Annotated in this window: 12 protein-coding genes and 1 pseudogene; 4 read left to right on the top strand and 9 right to left on the bottom strand. The window is 61.9% G+C overall.

Annotated features, from left to right (window positions below):
• From H565_RS14805 to H565_RS0108440, 7 genes and pseudogenes are all read right to left on the bottom strand, one after another.
• Window positions 1-250, bottom strand: a pseudogene (locus tag H565_RS14805) (IS4 family transposase); the annotation flags it as partial.
• Window positions 216-398, bottom strand: a complete 183-nt coding sequence (locus tag H565_RS16885; protein WP_084542931.1) for an NAD-dependent epimerase/dehydratase family protein — start codon at window positions 396-398, stop codon at window positions 216-218. The gene H565_RS16885 and the pseudogene H565_RS14805, both read right to left, overlap by 35 nt.
• A complete protein-coding gene (locus tag H565_RS16045) occupies window positions 395-1,303 on the bottom strand; it encodes a glycosyltransferase family 2 protein (RefSeq protein WP_169726667.1) in 909 nt (302 codons plus the stop codon). Before H565_RS16045 ends, H565_RS16885 begins: the two co-directional genes overlap by 4 nt.
• A gap of 48 nt (window positions 1,304-1,351) precedes the next feature.
• On the bottom strand, window positions 1,352-2,470 hold the full coding sequence (locus tag H565_RS16040; RefSeq protein WP_084542929.1) for a glycosyltransferase family 4 protein: 1,119 nt from the start codon (window positions 2,468-2,470) through the stop codon (window positions 1,352-1,354).
• A 3-nt stretch (window positions 2,471-2,473) separates the two neighbouring features.
• Window positions 2,474-3,811, bottom strand: coding sequence for a hypothetical protein (locus H565_RS16375; RefSeq protein ID WP_157468932.1), 1,338 nt, complete (start codon window positions 3,809-3,811; stop codon window positions 2,474-2,476).
• A gap of 25 nt (window positions 3,812-3,836) precedes the next feature.
• A complete protein-coding gene (locus tag H565_RS16370) occupies window positions 3,837-4,976 on the bottom strand; it encodes an MATE family efflux transporter (protein ID WP_245576195.1) in 1,140 nt (379 codons plus the stop codon).
• 239 nt (window positions 4,977-5,215) lie between these two features.
• The gene (locus H565_RS0108440; RefSeq protein ID WP_027460660.1) at window positions 5,216-6,844 is read right to left on the bottom strand and encodes an AAA family ATPase; all 1,629 of its coding nucleotides are present in this window, start codon (window positions 6,842-6,844) and stop codon (window positions 5,216-5,218) included.
• Window positions 6,845-7,188: 344 nt separating this feature from the next.
• On the opposite strand from H565_RS0108440, the gene H565_RS0108435 reads away from it, so the two are divergent.
• A complete protein-coding gene (locus H565_RS0108435) occupies window positions 7,189-7,692 on the top strand; it encodes a hypothetical protein (RefSeq protein WP_027460659.1) in 504 nt (167 codons plus the stop codon).
• Window positions 7,693-7,765: 73 nt separating this feature from the next.
• Here the strand turns inward: H565_RS0108435 and H565_RS0108430 are convergent, their stop codons facing one another.
• Window positions 7,766-8,872, bottom strand: coding sequence for a DUF4384 domain-containing protein (locus H565_RS0108430; protein WP_027460658.1), 1,107 nt, complete (start codon window positions 8,870-8,872; stop codon window positions 7,766-7,768).
• 194 nt (window positions 8,873-9,066) lie between these two features.
• Between H565_RS0108430 and H565_RS0108425 the strand changes: the two genes are divergently transcribed.
• The 3 genes from H565_RS0108425 to H565_RS0108415 all read left to right on the top strand — a co-directional run bounded on the left by H565_RS0108425 (window position 9,067) and on the right by H565_RS0108415 (window position 12,206).
• A complete protein-coding gene (locus tag H565_RS0108425) occupies window positions 9,067-10,566 on the top strand; it encodes a sensor histidine kinase (RefSeq protein ID WP_084542928.1) in 1,500 nt (499 codons plus the stop codon).
• A 10-nt stretch (window positions 10,567-10,576) separates the two neighbouring features.
• Window positions 10,577-11,215, top strand: coding sequence for a response regulator (locus H565_RS0108420; RefSeq protein WP_027460656.1), 639 nt, complete (start codon window positions 10,577-10,579; stop codon window positions 11,213-11,215).
• Window positions 11,216-11,318: 103 nt separating this feature from the next.
• Window positions 11,319-12,206, top strand: a complete 888-nt coding sequence (locus H565_RS0108415; RefSeq protein WP_027460655.1) for a hypothetical protein — start codon at window positions 11,319-11,321, stop codon at window positions 12,204-12,206.
• A 6-nt stretch (window positions 12,207-12,212) separates the two neighbouring features.
• Here the strand turns inward: H565_RS0108415 and H565_RS0108410 are convergent, their stop codons facing one another.
• On the bottom strand, window positions 12,213-15,281 hold the full coding sequence (locus tag H565_RS0108410) for a GAF domain-containing protein (protein WP_034408879.1): 3,069 nt from the start codon (window positions 15,279-15,281) through the stop codon (window positions 12,213-12,215).
• Window positions 15,282-15,481 lie beyond the last annotated feature (200 nt).

The raw sequence follows: 15,481 nt of genomic DNA, 5'->3' as shown, positions 1-15,481 counted from the left end.
GGACGAAGCGGGCAACCAGGAGATCAGGAAGTGCGAATTGCACGAAGCGCTTCAGGCGTTGGTACACGGTGTCGTTTGAGCCGGGAAGGTCAACGATCTGGACGAGCTGGTAAAGAACGACGCTTCGTGCCTGAATCACGGCCAAGATCAGGGCGCTCAAGACGGTCAGGCGACGAGGATCCAGCGGGAAGTGCTCAGCAAGCAGGGCAGTGAGGCTAGACTGAGCGGGTCGGCTCCGGGTGTCTTTCATCGCAGAAAACACCGTACAGGAGCCGACTTCTCAAGTCTCCATCTGACTTTTGACCCCTAGAGAGGACCGGCATATGCCCCGAGTCCGCCAAGGCTGAGACGACGGTGCTCCCGATATAGCCTGCTCCACCCGTGACAAGGACTTTCACGGCGCCGAGCCTGTCGGAAGTCTCTTGCTGTGGGAGGTCGAAAGCTTCTGTTCAGCCTCTCGCAAGAACCTGCGGAGAAAGGCAGTTTCTTCCAGGCTTTGATACAGGTCAGCACTGCCGTCTTTTTTCAATCGCCCCTCGATACCCAGAGAGAACATGATGCGGATGACGGCGGACTTCGCCAGCCATCTGGCGATCAGACGTGCCGTCTGGTACGCGCCAACCCGCTTCACTCCATATTTGAGAAGCACTTTCAGCTCGCTTCCATAGCTCTGGGTGTATTTCTTAAGGCTCATATTGCCAATCTCCCTGTAATAATAGAGGGCTTGCGGCAGTATGTGACTGTTCTTGTCGTTAACTGCACGTGCAAACAACTCTCTGTCTTCAGCTCGAATATAGGATTCGGAATAGGGATTTCTACGAGACCAAGAAGATCTTGAAACTATGGTGGCGTGAGAGATATAACCTGATTTTAAAATTGTATAAGCGACACTACTGTCTATCTCGACCGGTTGTTCACACCTATAGACATAATTATCGAGGCCGATGGAGTACTTTAAAGTGGATACGACATCAACCTGAGGCGAAGATTCGAGTATTTCCACCTGACGGGCCAACCGGTCGGGATGCATGATGTCATCACCATCCATCCTGGCGATGTATTCTCCTCTGGCAAGACCGATAATCTGATTCAGTCTGGAAACCAGGCCCTTGTTCTCGCCATCGGAAATGATAGTGAACCGGGAGTCAGCGTATTCTCTGATGATATCCAGACTCTTATCGGTAGAGCCATCATCGATTACTATACATTCCCAATCCTCAAATGTCTGAGCCAAAATGGATAAAATGGCGTCCTTGACGTAAGGCTCGACGTTGTATACTGGTAGACCTATCGTGACTTTCACTTGCTCGCTCCAGCCTCTACTGGCACATACAGCCAGACGTTGCTTCTCTTAAGCATGGTAAATCTCCTCGTACTTGGCCAGGATGATCGGCCAGTCGTAATTCTTTGCTACGAACTCTTTGCCCTCTCTGCCTAGCTGCCCTCTCTGCTCCGGATTTGCAAGAAGGTCAGCCAGCATGTCCTGCATAGGTTTCACACCGCTTACAACTATTCCGCCTTTCAGTTCCCTCAAATTTCCGACGTCAAATCCTACCCATGGCGTGCCTGCCGCCATGGCTTCGAGGATCACCAGAGGGAAAGCTTCTGTCGTGGAGGGAAGGATGAAAACATCCGCCTCCTTGATAGCCGCTAGAACTTCGAACCGCTTCAGGTGCTGATGCAAGAACAGATTGGGAATCAGGCGGGCTGCCACACTACAGGAGTAATAACAGCCCCCCTGCACCCCATAGCGGCCCAGACCATACTTCTCGGCTGGATAGCTATTCCCAACTATAGAGAAGTTGGCTTTTTTGCTGGCACGCGCCAAGGCATGAATCATTTTGTGACCCTTGACAGGAGCGTGATTTCCGACGTTGACAACCCAGGGGGAGGTGGAGAATCCCCAGCTAGCCCGAACACTCTGCTGGCTAGAGTCAATTCCTGCCACATCAACACCATTGCCGATGACAGCGTGTTGTATCTCGTTTTGCAAAAGCCCAATGGCGAAGGGACTGCTGGCAGAAAGCAACGTCGTGCAGTGAAAATACGCAGCCAAAGCTGCGAACAATCTTTCATAATAAGCGGACCACTCTGGATTTCCGAAAGCGGGTGATCCATGAGGCGTGAAGATCAGCTTGGACCGAATCCGCTCAGCGATAGGAATCACTGCATCGATGGTCCACATCTGCCCACCGTGTATATGGACCACATCCCAGGAGTTCTCCAGAATCAGTGACTGGTAAGCAGCCACTTCTCCGGTCAACGCTGTCATCTGATTCCCAGCAATGGACAACTTGTGAACGGTTACTCCGTTTACCTCCTCAATTCTGGCCTGCACCCCAGGTCGCTCCGAAGTTACGACATGAACCTCATGGCCCGAACGAGAGAGGTGTTCGGCCAGAGTGCGGACCACTTCGGCGGTCCCGTCCAGACTCGGCCAATAGGTTCGTGATGCCAAAAGTATACGCATTCTTTATCTTTTCTCCCTGGTGGTTTTGCTTCGATTTACGAGCATGAATCCCCATATAACCAACAATGGTGCCAAGGCATTGTATATAAAAAATTGGGATAGAACCGAAATACTTAATATAATAGATGCATTAAAGTAGAGTATTAACAAGAAGAAGGCCATGGGGACAATGCCCTTGTTGGCAAGAGAAAGGTATATTGCATCCAACCTGCAATAAACCATACCAATAAAAATGTGTGTCATGATCATTCCAAGAAGACCAAAGTTTATGAATATCTCTGCCGCAACTGGGTATACCTGATCTCTTACAATTGAAATGAGGTTGCGGTAAATGACTTGGTTGTATACATATGATCCACTCGTATATCTATAAGACTCGCCTACGATCGGCAGACTCTCAAGAAGTGAACTTTTCACCGTTGCGGATTCGCTGCCAAGCTCAGTCTCAAGCATGGGTGCAATAAACTGTGGGGCGCCAAAATAAACTTGTAGCTGCTCTATCCCTGACTCTATGCTGCCCCCGTCAGTTCTGCCGCCGACTCTGAAGTCGCCAAATGCACTAATGATCGGTAGACTCACTACAAAAATACCAACGAGGGGCGCGAGACTGAGAGGTCTGTATTTTACGGAAACCATCGCCAAAAACGCAATAAGTGGATAAACTATTGTCGCACGGTTGGAACTTAGTGAAAGGGCAACAATAATCAGGCAAGCAACTAGAGTTATTGCAATCCTATATAAGTCGATCTTGCTGCGCCTGATAAGATTCTCCCATATGACAGCAACGCCAAACACTGCCAACGGTTTGAGAAGTGATCCCAAGAATTGCAGGATTGAGGGAGAAGACGCCTCATACCGAACATACACACTGTTCAGATAATCGCCCAGTGTTTGGTATCTCAGCACCATCCCGAGCAAGCCAATAACCAGCAAAAGGATTCCAAAGCGCATGGGGGTACGAACATCTTCCAAAGAGTGTTGTCGCTGAACGTTTGAATTTCTGTCTTTGTAGATCAGTGCCCAACCTACTGCAAAACTAAAAAAGGAGATGACGACTAAGTTGTATGCGTTATTCACCGCCAAGCTTGAGGGAATATAAAACAAGGTCGCGTACTTGAAACCATAGACAGATATTGAAAGCGGCGCCACAAAAAGTTTTAGAGCAAAGACTCCAAGGGCTAAGTTCTTTGCAGTAAGACTCTGGGTGAAATCGGGACGCAGTGAACGGGTAAAGATCGTGATGGCAAGCAGCGCACAAGAGGCTGAAACCCAGGCACCATTAAATCCCAGATCCAAGACATAAAATTGAATCAGGTACAGTGTTGCGGTGGATAAAATCACCAACAAGTCGATTAGCTTCCTATATCTACGTAACATGAAGCTTCCCCTTCATGGCCGCAATTTCAATGAGCAACTCTGCAACCGCACATGCAAACGCCAAGGCTATAGCCCAGGGCATGGCGATACTTGGTTCGTATCTCAGGAGTGTATACGTGGCGATCAACAAAGCCGCTCCCATGACAAAGTCTGCCCTTAGTCTAGCTTTTGTATTCCCAAACGATACCAGAATATAGCCAAGAGTGTTATTAACAACCGCCAGAAACCCAGCAATTATAAAAACCAAGGCCGAAACAAAGTCAATCTTCAGAGAGGCTAGCAGGTTGTCCTTAAAAACCCAAGCCACTACTATTGCCAAGGCGCCTATTAAAAGACCCAAAGAGACACTGCCAAACATGTATAAACCACTCCCCTTACTAAAAGAAGAGTTGTCCGAGCGCAACCTGCTTAGCTTTGGTAGCGCCATGTTACTTAGTTGTGCCGGGATAAATTGATGGATGAAAATCCATTGTCTACCTAATGCCGCTATTCCCACGAGTAAAAAGCCATTTGCTAGGTTTGCCGCCATATGGTTTGATAATGCAATGCTACCCGAAGTAATCAAGGCCGACAGAATCAGAGGTAGAGAGAAAACCAACACGCTCATTAACCACGATTTATTTTCATGAATGAATTTACCTCTGGAGAAAGCAATTTTTACTCCCAAATGATTTTCGATCACCGACTTATTCACCATAAGGTTCAGGGTCCAGGAAAAAGCGAGGGCCAGCAAGACAGCGTAGTAGCTCCCACCGCTTGAAGCAACAATCATTGAGCCCAGTAGAGTCGCGGCCTTTACCAAGTTTGCCAAAGCAAGTTTCTGGAAGACCCCGAGACCGAAAGCTACTCCCAACTGCATAGCGTCAAATCCAACAGCAAATATGTACACTGACAACAAAACATGACTTATAAAGTTACTAAAAACGCCACTGTTCGAATAATAGGATAAAAAACCAGAAAGAACTAGATACAGTAGGGCTGAAGCCAGAGACAACAAATATCCCAAATTATAGAAGCGTTGACACTCTTCGACAAGAATATTTTTTTTGTTCGTCAACGCCGATATATTAACGGTAGCAGAAATATTGATGCCAGATGAGCAGAGAGACGAAAAAAATGCGGCAATCATCACCAAATAAGAGTACCGGCCATACTCTTCGGTGCCCAGGTTCCTCGCGAGCACGAAAACCACAAGAAGTGACGTCCCCTGAGAGACCAGGCCTGCAGCAACAGACCAGGTTGCCGCGTTCCTGAGGTTACGCACCCTTGATACGATTGAATCCATGGGATCTACTTTCTACAACGTAAAGAATGAGTACGGATTCAAGAACAAGTGATGCTGAATTGTCAAAAGCAGGCAACGCCCTGTCAGACCTTGACCCCTTCACGTGGCGCATATGAGTACGAATATCCATAGCTGTTGCCCTCCCGTGCATCCGACTTATTGATGACAAATCCAACGACCTTCAGCCCCGAACGCTCCGCTCGCCGCAGGGCCGAGCGCACGGCCTGCACATTGGTACGGCCATACTCGGTCACCATCACGACGGCATCCGCATGGGCACCCAGCACCAGCCCGTCGGCGAGGGCAAGCAGCGGGGCACTGTCAATCAAGACGACGTCATATTCGCGCCGCCACAGGTCAAGCGCTGCCCGCAGGTCGGCCTGATTGAAGACCGCGAGGCTGTCCTGAAGGCCCGGCCCCGCCGGGAGCATGTCCACGTTGCGTTCAACCTCCAGCACCTCGGCGGCATGGGGCGCGAGCAGCGCTTCGCGGGTGGTGCGGGCACCGCCATTGCCGTTGAGGGGACGCCAGTTGCCCTGCTCATTGAACTTCTGCCACACCGCTGCCTGGGTTCCGCGGCGCAGATCAGCGTCAATGATGAGCACCCGCTGGCCGCTGGAGCCTAAACCGTCGGCCAGGGTCGCCGTGAGGCTGCTCTTGCCCTCCGCTGGAATCGTCGAGGCAATCAGGACGACCGGATGAGATTGCCCCGATAGCGCGGTCAGCAGATTGACTCGCAGGAAACCGATAGCCTCGTACAAGCCTGCCTTCCGTGCCGCTCGGACAATGCCAGAGAACACGATGTCGCGCTGGCGCAGACGAGGAATCACCGCCAGGGTAGGAAGCCCCAGCGCGAGCAGGTCATCTTCGCTGCGAATCGTTCGGTCCATCGCGGTTAGCAGCGCTACCACACCCGTCGCGAGCAACAATCCCAGGATGCCGGCCAGAACCGCATTCCGCAGGGGCTTAGGGGATACCGGCTCCAGTGGCGTGACGGCGGGGGCAAGCACACTCAAAACGCCCGCCACGGAGTCGGCCAACAGCTGGGTCTGAATCAGATTGCCCTGAATGTTGGCCCGCCGTGCAATCAGGGTTTCCCGCTCCAAAGGGGGAAGATTGGGAGCACCCAATTGCTGGTCGACCTGCGCCAGCTGAGCTTCGTAGCCCGCCTGTGCCCGCCGCAAGTTCTGGAGAGCACGTCCCCGATCCCAGTTCAACAGGGCTGTGCTCGTGAGGTTGGCCAACTGCCGCGCCGCCTCAGGAGTCCGGGCACGGGCACGAATGGTGTAAATGCCGTTTCCACTCAGGTCCAGGCGAGAGGTCAGGGTCAGCGTCTGCAACTTCTGCGCGCGCAGTTCCCGCTCTAGCGCAGTCACCACTCGGTTGCGCTCGTCGGCAGGGATGCCCGCAGCCCCCCGCAACGCTTGAGTCAGCGGTTCAATCACCTGCGTGCTCTGCAGCGCCTGGGCCACCGCTCCTTCCGGCAGGGGCGGGGCTTTGACTAGCGCAGACCCCAAAGTGGTGTCTTGTGTCTGGGTGTTGGCCGCGATAAGGCTGGCCGTGCTCTCGTAGACCGTGGGTTGGCTACGTGACCAAAGATAGGTCACCAGCGCGAGGAGCAGGGCCGTCCCCAAAATCCAGGGGAGACGGCGCCGCAGACCACGCCACAGCACACTGAGGTCAAGCTCGTCCGTTCGCTCGTTAGGGGTCATGCTCTCCCCATCCGAACGCCCCTTACTGCTGTTTCACAGCCCTCTAGCGTCTGCGGCAACCCTTTGGCACTAGCTTGAGCGGCACTCATCCTGGCCACTATAGCCGCTCATTTCTGGTGAGGGACGATGCACAAAAACTGTGAGATTTTCCATAGCCCTTTCTCATCCTAATGTTAAACCTCGCGACCCGACTTTATCGCTTAGAATCTGTTGATTCACAAAAATATGGCTCTCTGTTACATCTCTGCCTCCTTACCCCCTGAGGGATGCTCCCTTACACTGTTCTCCATGAGCCGTTTCACACCGCCGTTGGTCGCTGGCCCTCTGGCCTGGGGGAGCACCCCATGAGTCTGTCGCCGGGGACCAGAGAGGAAGCGGCGAACCCCCCTTCATTGGCCGAAGCCGTTGCTCTGTGGCAAGCGGGCGAACTCGGTCGCGAAGCACTGGTGGGGCAACTGACCACGCAACAAGAAGGCACCGCGGTGCGGTCACTCCTAGAAACTTTGAGCGTGGGCCACCCCGAACAAGAGGGATTGGGCGCGGCGGACACGGCAGGTTGGCGGGCTGAGCTGCTGGCATCACGGGCCAAGACCTGGCCCCACCCAGAGAGCGCAGGCTTGTTGGTGGGGCCGCAGGTGCTCATCCTGACCGACGGTCAGCGGGGGGTGGTGCTCACCCCAGAAGGCCACCGCGTGCTGGGAGCCAGCGTCAGTGCCTCCTTGCTGCTGCTGTGCCAGACCATCGTCATGGCCGACCATGCTGTCGACGCCCAGGAGCTGGGCACCCTGCGCCAGCAACGCATCGAGTCGACCTCCACATCGCTGTCAGAGATAGAGCCGCTGCCCTGAGCCTGAGGCGAAGAGAGTCCCCCAGGCCGGGAAGAGACCTGGGGGAGCAACATGTCAGCGCCTGGAAAAAAGCTTAGTAGCGGTAAACGGTGGTTTCCGTGACCTGCACAACGACCGTGCGGTTGGCGGCGCGGTCAACCGTCAGGGTCACGGTCCCGGTGCGGCCCTGGAGGGTGCCGACGTAGCCGCTGGCGGTCTGGCGAGTGCCCTGGAGGACATAGCCCTGGCGCTGGAGTTCAGCGACCTTCTGGTCATAGGCGCTGCGGGCGGGGTCCTGGAGTTGGGTCCCGGCGATGGCTCCCAACAGGTTGCGGAAGAGGTCGAGGACGATATTGCCGGGCTGCGCAGGCTGCACGACGGGCTGCACCGGGGTCACGGCGACGGGCGTCGCAAAGTCCACGTTGAGGTTGGTGGTGGCTCCCGCCCGCACCGTGACCGTGGTCGAGAAGTCCTGGTAGCCGGGGGCCTGCACGCGCACCGGGTAGGTGCCGGGGCGGATATTGCTGTAGGTGACATTCGCGCCGCCCAGCCGCTGGCCGTTCAGAATCACGGTCGCGCCCGCCACATTGGTGCCCACGAAGAGGCTGCCGGTCTGCACCGGGGTCTGCGCGGCCACGGTAAAGAAAGCGGTGTCGCTCACCCAGCTCGTCTGGGGCAGGGGCGTCACAACGATGCTCAGGGCCTGGGCGAGCTGGTCCTGGCCGCGGGCGTTCACGGTGGCGAACTGGTCTTGCTGGCTCTTGAAGGTGCTGAGCTGGTCGAGGTTGAGGGGCGTCAGGCTGGCCAGCGCAAGCACCTTGTTCAGGCCGACCGGGCCGTCCACCGTGAAGGTAAAGGCGTCGCCCGGAGCGGGAAACACCTTGGTCGTGTTCGCCTTGACGAAGTTCGCGCCACTCTCGAAGCGGTTGGGCAGAATCTGAGTGACCTCGCCCGTCGCGTCCACGTTAAAGAGATAGACGTAAGCGTCGCGGTTGACCGTGGTCGAGATGCGGATGTTTTCGCCGATTCGGTACACGGGGTTGGCGGTGCCCGTCGCGTCCTTGTCCACCCGCACACTGACCGACAGGTCGGGTTGCGTGGGGTTGACGATGATGCTCTGAGCGCTCAGCCGAGGCTGGGCGAAGGCGGAAGTCGTCAGGGCGGCCCCCAGGGCCAGGCTGGTCGTCAGTACTTTCTTCATGACGGTCATCATGCCCCGCCCGCTTAACGGCTTTCTGATGCGCCGCCGCCTGAGCTTGAGCTTGTCTTGAGGCGCCGTCAGTCCCACGACAGGACTTCGGGGGTGCCCCCAAAAAGCGGGGGGCTTTGAGGTTGGGGGCCGGGCCAGACCCCTCCCGGTTTGGTTCATACTGGGAACCCTGGTCCGCTTGTGCCGTGCCCCTTGAGGAGACTGCTCTGCGCACTGACGCCCCTCCCCCTCGCCCCTCACTGGACTGGCTGAGCGCGGGCCTGCTGGTGCTCGTGGCCCTGGCGGACTTCCTCACGCCGAGTGACCTCGTGGTTGGCACGCTGCTGGCCGTCCCGGTGGCGCTGGCCGCGCTGAGGGGCAGCCGCCGCTGGGCGCGGCTGCTTACCGCGCTCGCCGTGGCGCTCAGCGTGGGCGCGGGGCTGTGGGGAGAGCTGCGGGACGGTAGGCCCGGCTTCCGCCCCCTAGAGCTGGGCAACCGCGCCATCAGCATCGGGGCGGTGCTGCTCGTGGGGGCCTTGTCGCGGCGGGCGCGGGAGGTTTCCGCGCAGGCCGCCCGGCTCGCCGCTGAGGAAAGGCAGCTCGCCCAGGAGCGGGCGCTGCGGCAACTCGCCGAGGCGGTGGGCGGGGCGCAGGGTGAGGCCGATTTCCTGGCGCGGGCGGCGGCGGCCCTGCGGGAAGTGACGGGAGCCGAGGCTGCCGAAATCGGTCGGCTCGTGCGGGGCACCCTGCGCGAGCCGCACGCCCTGAACCCGCCAGACGCGCCCTCGCACCTGGGCCGCCGCCTGCCCCTGGAGGTGCTGGCCCAGCCAGGGAACGGGACGGGCACCCCGACTTTGGCCGGGCACTTGCGCTGCCGAGACGGAGACCCCCTGCTGGTGCTGCTGACGCGCCCGGCGCTCGCCTCAGAGCGGCTGCGCGAGGCGATAGCGGCCCTGGAAGCGCCGCTGGAGCGGGCCGCCCTGCTCGACGACCTGCGGGTACAGGGCGAGCGGCTTGCGCGGCGCGGGGAGATCCTGCAAGACCTGGTCTACGCCTTTTCGCATGACCTGCGTACGCCGCTGCTCGCCAACGCCATGAACATGCGGGCGGCGCTGCGGGGCGCTTATGGCCCCCTGCCGGAAGCCTACCTCGCCACACTGCGCAATGGGCTGGAAGCCAACACCGAGCTGCTCGCGCTCGCCGACCAGCTCCTGCTGCTCGCCAAGTACGAGAGCGGCGAGCCGGGCGGCGAACGGCGCGAGGTGAAGCTGCGCGACCTGACCCTGAGCGTGATGGGGCAACTGGAGGAGCGGGCGGGGAGCCGGGGGGTGGTCTTCGAACCGGAGCTGGAGGGGGTCAGCGTTCATGGGCTGTCCCACGACCTGCGCCGCGCCGTGCAGAATCTGCTGGAAAACGCCGTGAAGTTCAGCCCGCCGGGGGGCACGGTGCGGGTCAGCCTGCGGGCGCAGGGGGAAGACGCCGTGCTCACGGTCACGGACGAGGGGCCAGGCGTGCCCCCGGCGCGGGAGGCCACCCTCTTCGGGCGTTTCCGGGGGGGCGGGGCGGGGGGCGGCACCGGGCTGGGGCTGTACCTCACCCGGCAGATTGCCAGGGCACATGGGGGCGAGGTGAGTTATGCCCGCACGGCCCGCGCTCAGAGCGTCTTTACCCTGACCCTGCCGCTGGGGCCGCCGGGGGCGCGGTAGCCTGAGCGTCATGAGCGCTCCCGCTGGCCCCATTCGCGTGCTGCTCGTCGAGGACCACGCCTTTACCCGCGACGGCTTGCGGGCCACCCTCAACCTGGAAGCGGACCTGCGGGTCGTGGCCGAGGCCCGCAGCGGCGAAGAGGCGCTCGAACTCCTGGCCCGCGTGCCGGTGGATGTGGCGGTGCTCGACATCGGGCTGCCGGGCATAGACGGGGTGAAGACGGCAGCGGAAATCAAGCGCGCGTGGCCGGGGGTGCGCATCGTGATGTTGACCGCCCATGACCTGCGCGACGAGGTGTTCGCGGCCCTCGCGTCGGGCGCCGAGGCCTACTGTCTCAAACGCGATACGCCGGAGCTGCTGCTGCTGGCGGTGCGGGCGGCGGCGGCGGGCAGCGCGTACCTCGACCCCCGCATCGCCCACCACGTGCTTGGCGAAGTGCGCGCCCCCGACGCCGCCTCGCCGCTGACCCCCCGCGAGACCGAGGTGCTGCGCCTGATTGCCGATGGCCTCGCCAACCGCGAGATTGCCGCCCGGCTGGGCATCAGTGTGAGCACCGTCAAGTTGCACGTGCAAGACGTGCTCGTCAAGTTGCGGGCTGCTGACCGGACGCAAGCGGCGGTCAAAGCGCTGCGCCAGGGCCTGCTCTGAACGCCCCCGCCACCGCGCTGGGCACTCGCAGGGATATGACATAATGCAAGCCGATGAAGTCTGCCCTGAGCAGAATGATGCAGACCCAAGGGAAGAGGACCCCATGACCAAAACTGCCCGGAAAAAGGATGTGACCCCGACCGCCACCCCCATGACTGAAAGCGGCGTGTTGTCCCAGTTTGCGGCCTTGGTGGCCACGGCGGGGGTGACGAGTGAGGCCCCGGCCCTGTATGCGGGCGGAGCGGACGACGCGCAGCTCCATGGGGTGCTGAGTGACGAGCTGCGGCTGGCCCACGACCGCTGGGGGTTGGGGCTGCTGCACCTGCGCCACGCCGCCGAGCTGCGCCGGGGTGAGGGGGGAGAGTTGGACATCGCCCTGCTGGTCGGCGACACGGAATGCGCCCGCGTGAGTGAGGGCCCGCAGGCCCTGGCCGCGACCTACGCGGTGATGACGGCCCCCGGCGCGGAGGGCTTAAGCGAATGGGGGGTGCTGCCCGAAGGCCACCGCGTGGCCCTGCGGCCCGGCACCGCTCAACTGCGGGTGCTCATCGAGGATGCCCGCGACTTTGAGACCCACTGGACCCCGGAACGCGGCGGGGTGTGGGTACGGACCTGGCGGCAGGGCGAGACGCTGGGAGTAGAGGTACACCGCCCCGCTTCCCCCGCGACGGCCCTGGCCGACGCCGCTTGGGACGTCATCACCTCGATTAAGGACCGCACCTTTCAGCGCGAGCTGATGGAGCGCTCCAACAGCGTCGGGATGCTGGGGGCGCTCTTGGGAGCGCGGCACCGCGGGGCGGGCGAAGCGCTCGCGCAGCTGCCGGAAGCCCATTTTGCAGTCAGCTCGGCAGTGCTGCGGGTGCAGGGAGCCGAGGGCCGCAGCCTAGAGCGCTGGCGGGCCATGCTGCGCGAGGGAACCGAGCAGCTTGACGCCCTGCAGCGCGCCGGAACCAAGCGGCTGGCGGCGGTGCTCAGCAGCGGGCTGCGCTAGCGGGGGCTAGGCCCCCCTCTCCTCCTCCGCGGCCCGCAGGGTGAAGTGAAAGGTGCTGCCGACGCCCGGCGTGCCCTCGGCCCAGACGCGCCCGCCCGCGCGTTCCACGATTTTGCGGACAATGGCGAGGCCCATCCCGGTGCCCTCGTAGTGCTCGCGACGGTTGAGGCGTTGAAACATCTGGAAGACGCGTTCGGCGTATTCCGGCTCGAAGCCGATGCCGTTGTCGCGCACGGTGAAGTGCCAAAATGCCCCCTCGCGCACGGCCCCGACCTCCACGGCGGGCGGCACCCCCTCGCGGCGAAACTTGACCGCGTTGCCCATCAGGTTTTGAAACAGTTGAACGAGTTCGCCCGGTGCCCCCAGCACGGCGGGCAGCTCGCCGGTCACGACCCGCGCCCCGCTCGCAGTGATGGTGCTGTGCAGGCGGCCCAGCGCCTCGGCGAGGGCCTCGGCGCTGGCGACGGGCACCAGCGGCTCCTCGACCGCGTTCAGGCGCGAGAAGACGAGGAGGTCGTCAATCAGGCGTTTCATGCGCTCAGCCCCTCCGACCACGAAATCGAGGTAGCGGCGGCCTTGGGGGTCAAGGCTGTGGGCGTGCCGCTTGACAATCAACTCGGTGAAGCTGGCGATGGTCCGCAGCGGCTCTTGCAAGTCATGCGAGGCGACATAGGCAAAGCGTTCGAGTTCGGCGTTGCTGCGTTCGAGTTCCTGGGTGCGCTGCTGAAGGGCGCGGGCCTTGCCAGCCCCCTCCAGGGTCAGACCGAGGCTGCGCGCCACCGTGTCCAGGACCGCTCGGTCGGTTCCGGTCCAGCGCCGCCCCCCGAAAAGACCGACCACCATGACCCCCCGCACCACGTCCCCCACCCGCACGGGAAGCGAGGCCACCGCCGTGATGTGGGCCACTCGGTCGCCCAGCCCGTCGCGGTCGCGGTCGTAGGTGTCGAGGTAGAGCGGCTCGCCCGTCTGGTACGGCCCATCCAGGGTTGGCGTCTCCCGCAGCGGAAGGCCCGCGTCGAGGTCACGCTGCAGAACCTCGCTGCGCAGGTCCCCCACCTGCGAGCGCTTGACCCAGCGCTCTTCCGGCTCCCAGTACACCGAATAGCCGTCGGGCAGCAGCGACAGCACAATCTCCTGCGCTCGGCGAATCAGCCGCCCGTCGTCGGCCTCTAGGGTGAGGTCGCGCGAGAGGTCGGCGAAAGCTTCCAGGGCGCGGGTACGGGCGGCCAGGGCGTCGCGCTGCTCGGCGAGTTGCCCGGCCATCCCCGCCCGCTCCAGCGACAGGGCGAGGCTGCGCCCGGCAGAGCGCACGATGGCCCGCCCGCGCTCGGACCACTGCGCCTCGGTCTTGAGGCCCACCGCGAGCATGGCCGGGACCGCAGCCCCCACCGTGAGCGGATAGAGGGCCACCGTGCGGTAGGCTTCCGTCGCGGCAACCTGCTGCTCGTCCGCGTTCCAGCCGTCCACGAAGACCGGCTCGCGGGTGCGCTCGGCCTGGGCAAAGGCAGGAGCCTCACGCGAGATGCCCCCGGTGATGGAGGCGACCACCTCCAGAGCGATGTCGTCGGTCCAGACGCGCGCACGCCACTCCTCGCCCTCACGCTCGTAGTAGGCGGCGCTGCACTCGGCAAAAAAGGAACGAAAGACCTTCAGGGCCTCCTGCGCGAGCGCCCGCGCATCGGTGCGGGTGCCCACCGCCTCGGTGAAGCGCACGAACGCTTCGAGCGCCGCCGCTTCCTCGGCGAGGGCGCGGGTGCGCTCGGCTACGCGGCCTTCCAGCCGCGCCCGCTCTTCCCGCAGCTCCTGATACAGCCGGGCATTGTCGAGGGCCACCGCTGCCTGCGCCGCGAGGCCCACGAGCAGTTGCTCGGCCCGCTCGTCAAAACGGTCCGGCTCTGGGTGCCCGAACAGCAGCGCCCCCAGCACGGTGCCCGCACGGGACACCACTGGCACGCCGAGGTAGCTGCGCACGGGCAGGTGCCCCGGCGGCATCCCCTGGTAGGGGGCGTTGTGCCCGAAGCGCGGGTCCCTGGTGATGTCCCCTGAGCGCACCACGGCCTGCCCGGTTAGGGTCAGCCCGAAGACCTGAGTGGGGCGCGGCGGGGGAAAGTCGGCGAAGGCTTCGCGGGCAGCTCCCGACAGGGTGTACAGGGGAAAGGAGTCCGCGCCCGACGGATTGTAAAAGAGCGCCCCGTATGCGGCCCCACAAAGGGATACGCCCGCGTCGGTCACCGCCTGCATCAGCCGCCCCAGGTCAAGTTCGGCGGCGATGGACGGCCCCACCCGCCCCAGGGTGGCGAGCACCTCGCCCTGCCGGGCCAGACGCTCCTCGGCCAGCACGCGGCCCAGGGCCTGTGCCCCCTGCTGCACGAGCGCCTCCAAAAAAGCCCGCTCGGCAGGGGCAAAGTGCCGCCGCTCGCCCTGGCGAAAGCTCAGCCCCAGCACCCCCCAGACCTCTTCCTCGACCCGCAGCGGCAGGGCGACGAGAGGGACGGGGGCGGCAGTCCGAAAGGCGAGCTGCCCGCTGCGCCCCACCTCGGCGAGCAGGTCCGGCGCGGGGAAGGGGCTGTCCGCCGTGGCCTGGAGGGGCTGCCCCAACCCGTCCACGATGTGCCCGGTCGCGGCCCCCGACGCGGCCACCGCCCCCCGCAGCAGCGCCCCCAGCACGGCGGCGGGCGTGCGGGCGGCGGCGAGGGCAGCGCTGAGGGCTTGCAGGGCTTCGGCGTGGCGCAGGGGGGTCACGTCGCGCAGTTGCACGGCGAGCAGGTCGCCCTGCGGCACCACCCGCACCCGCACCCAGCCGCCCAGCAGGGGACTGGGGGCCTCGTACTCGGCGGGCTGCCCGGTCTGCCGGGCTTGGTCGCGCCCGCTGGCCCAGCGCGAGCTAAAGGACCCCGCAAAGTCGCGCTCCAGCACCTTGCCCACGAGTGCGGCGGGGTCTTGCCCAGTCAGCTGCCCGGTCTTGGCGTTGGCATAGAGAATGCAGCCTGTCCCGTCGATGACAAAGACAGCGTCGTCGGCGAAGTCCAGCCAGCGAGCGAGCACGGGGGGCAGGCTCTGCGGCAAAGGCGTCATGGGCGCGGAACCTGCAAGCGGAGGGGCCGGAAGCGGCGGGGCATCGGCTGCTGATTGTAGCGGAGCGCCGAGCATCGCCGCACGTCCTCGCCGGGCGAGCGGCGCTATTGGTTCCGGCCTAAGTTTGGGACGTGCAGTAGGCGTGAGTGAGACGCTGTGGAAGGTGAACAGAGCGAACCCGTTGCCACGCGGCGTTTAGC

This window comes from Deinococcus murrayi DSM 11303, from assembly GCF_000482805.1.
In the GTDB taxonomy this organism is placed as follows: Bacteria; Deinococcota; Deinococci; order Deinococcales; family Deinococcaceae; genus Deinococcus; species Deinococcus murrayi.
Note: the sequence above shows the minus strand (reverse complement) of the source record. Positions and strands in the feature narration are given on the sequence as shown.

Coding starts and splice junctions, on each gene's coding strand:
- H565_RS0108435 (WP_027460659.1), top strand. CDS start 7,189: ATGAGTCTGTCGCCGGGGACCAGAGAGGAAGCGGCGAACCCCCCTTCA.
- H565_RS16040 (WP_084542929.1), bottom strand. CDS start 2,470: ATGCGTATACTTTTGGCATCACGAACCTATTGGCCGAGTCTGGACGGG.
- H565_RS0108440 (WP_027460660.1), bottom strand. CDS start 6,844: ATGACCCCTAACGAGCGAACGGACGAGCTTGACCTCAGTGTGCTGTGG.
- H565_RS0108415 (WP_027460655.1), top strand. CDS start 11,319: ATGACCAAAACTGCCCGGAAAAAGGATGTGACCCCGACCGCCACCCCC.
- H565_RS0108410 (WP_034408879.1), bottom strand. CDS start 15,281: ATGACGCCTTTGCCGCAGAGCCTGCCCCCCGTGCTCGCTCGCTGGCTG.
- H565_RS0108430 (WP_027460658.1), bottom strand. CDS start 8,872: ATGAAGAAAGTACTGACGACCAGCCTGGCCCTGGGGGCCGCCCTGACG.
- H565_RS16370 (WP_245576195.1), bottom strand. CDS start 4,976: ATGATTGCCGCATTTTTTTCGTCTCTCTGCTCATCTGGCATCAATATT.
- H565_RS0108420 (WP_027460656.1), top strand. CDS start 10,577: ATGAGCGCTCCCGCTGGCCCCATTCGCGTGCTGCTCGTCGAGGACCAC.